Origin of the sequence: Faecalicoccus sp. (assembly GCF_036552745.1) — a bacterium.
In the GTDB taxonomy this organism is placed as follows: Bacteria; Bacillota_I; Bacilli_A; order Erysipelotrichales; family Erysipelotrichaceae; genus Faecalicoccus.
Window position 1 is genome coordinate 1 of record NZ_JAXKBY010000199.1, and the last position, 3,118, is coordinate 3,118.

The window sequence follows — 3,118 nt, forward strand, 5'->3', positions numbered from 1 at the left end:
TGTCATGGGAGATAACCGTCCGGTTTCAAAAGATTCTCGTGACAGTGCTATCGGTGTTATTCAGCGTAACCAAATCTATGGTGTAGGCGTCTTAGTTCTTTATCCATTTGATGAACTGGGATTGAAAGGATAGAGCGTATGTCGAATCAAAATCCGATTCAATGGTTTCCCGGTCATATGACCAAGGCCAAACGGCAAATGGAAGAGAATTTGAAGAAGGTTGATTTTGTGATTGAAATTCGGGATGCCCGTATTCCCGATTCCAGCAAGAATCCAATGTTGGATGAACTGATTCAAAATAAACCGCGTCTGATCCTTTTGTCAAAAAAAGATAAAGCGGATTCGGCTGCCACCAAAGAATGGATTCAAAAACTGCATTCTCAGGGGCATCAAGTCTTAGCCCTGGATTTGATCAAGGATTCGTATTTTAAGGCTTTGGTACAGGCAGCGCAGACGACTTGTCAAAAAATTATTGATAAACAAAAAAGACGAGGCATTCGTCCCAGAGCTTTACGCGCCATGGTTTGTGGGATTCCCAATGTAGGGAAAAGTACCTTTATCAATACGATGGCCAAGCGAAAAGCAGCACAGACGGCCGATCGTCCGGGTGTGACAAAATCCCTGCAGTGGATCAAGTTAGGGCAGTCTCTGGAATTATTAGATACGCCGGGCGTATTATGGCCAAAGTTTGAAGATCCTAATACCGGTATGCGTCTTGCGATTTTAGGGTCGGTTCGAGATGAAGTAGTCAATATGCAGGAACTTGCTATTTATGCCTGTCGATGGCTACAGGAAACAAAACCGGGTCTTTTGGCAAAGCTGTATCAGATCGAAGAACAAAAGGATCCTTGGCAGACCTTGGAAAAGATTGCCTTAAAACGAGGGTATCTTCAAAAAGGAAGCATTGATGAAAATCGTCTTGTTCGCTCTTTTATTAAAGATATCCGTGAAGATAAATTAGGTCCTTTGACTTGGGAGTTCCCTCATGATTGAACAACCTTTGGAAAAGGAACTTTGGCGAACCTATGATTCTATCGTAGGTATTGATGAGGCAGGAAGAGGACCTATTGCCGGTCCGCTGGTCGTTGCCGGCTGTGTTTTTGAAAAAGGATATTGGCATCCGGATATTGATGATTCTAAAAAGCTGACTGAAAAAAAGCGGGAACAGCTTTTTCAGGTAATTCAAGAAGATGCCTTATGGTTTTCGATAGAGGTCATTTCTGAAAAAGAGATCGATCAAAAAAACATTTATAAAGCTACTCAGGATGCGATGCTTGTGATTGCGCAAAGTGCGGATCGTGCTTACTGTTTGACGGATGCGATGAAGCTTCCGGGTTATTTAAAGCCATATGAAGCCATTATAAAAGGAGACTCTAAATCAGTCTCGATTGCGGCTGCCAGCATTCTAGCTAAAGTCACCAGAGATCATATCATGATGGAACTGGATCAGAGGTATCCTGAATATGGATTTAAGAAACATAAGGGATATCCGACCAAAGCACACTTGGAGGCTTTAGAAAAATATGGTGTATTGCCATGTCATCGAAAATCGTATGGGCCGGTCAAAGAAAAATTGGAAATAAAGCTATTTTGATAGAAAAATTAAAATTTTTTCTATCTTTTTTATTTTTTTATCGTATTAAATAGTATGAAGAAAAATTTAAGAGATGCGATTTTATGGTATGCCATTCAAAATGATGGCGATTGGAAACAAATTGCTCATTGCCTGCAGGTAAAAGCACCTTATAAAAAAGTGGAGTATGCGTATCCCTTTGTCACTAGGGCCGATAAGGAATATCCAAGATGCTTTTTAAAGCTGCGTTATCCACCATGGATCCTTTTTTATCAGGGAAAGCTTTCTTATTTATCGAAAAAATGTGTGGGAATCATCGGAGCCAGATATTGCACGGATCAAGCTTTAAAAAATACCAGAGAAGTGGTGAATATTCTAAAGAAAAAATATGTGATCGTCTCAGGGCTTGCCAAAGGAATTGATGCGATGGCCCATAAGAGTGCTTTTGATCAAAGAACAATTGGAATCATTGGGTGTGGAATCGATCGTATTTATCCTAAAGAAAACCAGAATTTATATCAGAGCATGGCCAATCAACATTTGATCCTTAGTGAATATCCCATGCAGACAGCGCCAAAGGCTCATCATTTTCCCTGGAGAAACCGTTTGATTGCGGCTTGTTCTTCATCCATCGTCGTTATTCAGGCACGATGTAAAAGTGGAACCATGCATACGGTCAATGAATGTCTGGAGCTTTCCAAGCCAGTCTATTGTTTACCCAGTGCCTATGAAGATAAAGTCTATCAGGGGTGTAATGTCTTGATTCAAAACGGAGCATTGAGCATCGTACAGGAACAAGACTTGTATGAAATATAATTGACAAAACACTTTTTTTATTGTTTGATATCTAACGAACCATAGGAGGATAGATATGGTGAAGAATTTAGTCATTGTGGAATCGCCTTCCAAATCGAAGACGATTGAAAAATATTTAGGTAAAGATTTTAAAGTAGTATCGAGCAAGGGACATATCTGTGACCTTGCGACATCCGGAAAAGAAGGACTTGGTATCGATGTAGATCATGACTTTACTCCGACTTATACGATCAGTAAAGATAAAAAAGATGTGGTAAAGGAATTGAAGGATCTCACGAAAAAAAGTAATTCTGTCTATCTGGCAAGCGACCCGGACCGTGAAGGAGAAGCGATCGCATGGCATTTGGCAAGAGTTTTGGATCTGGATATTGATACGACAAATCGTATTATCTTTCATGAGATCACCAAACCGGCCGTATTGGAAGCTATCAAAGAGCCAACACACATTGATATGGATCTGGTGCATTCACAGGAAACTAGAAGAATGCTGGATCGAATCATCGGTTTTAAACTGAGCAAGCTTCTACAAAATAAGATCCAGTCAAAATCAGCTGGTCGTGTACAGTCAGTTGCGTTACATCTTATCGTTTTAAAGGAAAAGGAAATTCAGGCGTTTAAATCTGAAGAGTACTGGAGCATTCATGCGACGTTAAAAAAGGGAAGACAATCGTTTGAAGCGCTTTTGAATAAAGTAGATGGAAAGAAACCGAAGCTGAAAAATAAAGAACA

5 protein-coding genes are annotated in these 3,118 nt (G+C 40.2%); all 5 read left to right on the forward strand.

Going from position 1 to position 3,118, the window contains the following annotated elements:
- Positions 1-4: 4 nt before the first annotated feature.
- Entirely contained in the window at positions 5-133 is a 129-nt protein-coding gene (locus U0M88_RS09320) for a S26 family signal peptidase (protein WP_331869630.1), read from the forward strand.
- 5 nt (positions 134-138) lie between these two features.
- Entirely contained in the window at positions 139-993 is an 855-nt protein-coding gene (gene ylqF, locus U0M88_RS09325) for a ribosome biogenesis GTPase YlqF (protein WP_331869626.1), read from the forward strand.
- Positions 986-1,594 carry a ribonuclease HII gene (locus U0M88_RS09330; RefSeq protein ID WP_331869627.1) on the forward strand — a complete coding sequence of 203 codons (609 nt, stop codon included), beginning with the start codon at positions 986-988 and terminating at the stop codon, positions 1,592-1,594. Before ylqF ends, U0M88_RS09330 begins: the two co-directional genes overlap by 8 nt.
- A 54-nt stretch (positions 1,595-1,648) precedes the next feature.
- On the forward strand, positions 1,649-2,389 hold the full coding sequence (dprA, locus tag U0M88_RS09335) for a DNA-processing protein DprA (protein ID WP_331869628.1): 741 nt from the start codon (positions 1,649-1,651) through the stop codon (positions 2,387-2,389).
- Positions 2,390-2,444: 55 nt separating this feature from the next.
- Positions 2,445-3,118: DNA topoisomerase (locus tag U0M88_RS09340; RefSeq protein ID WP_442902247.1), on the forward strand; the 674-nt coding region annotated here is incomplete at its 3' end.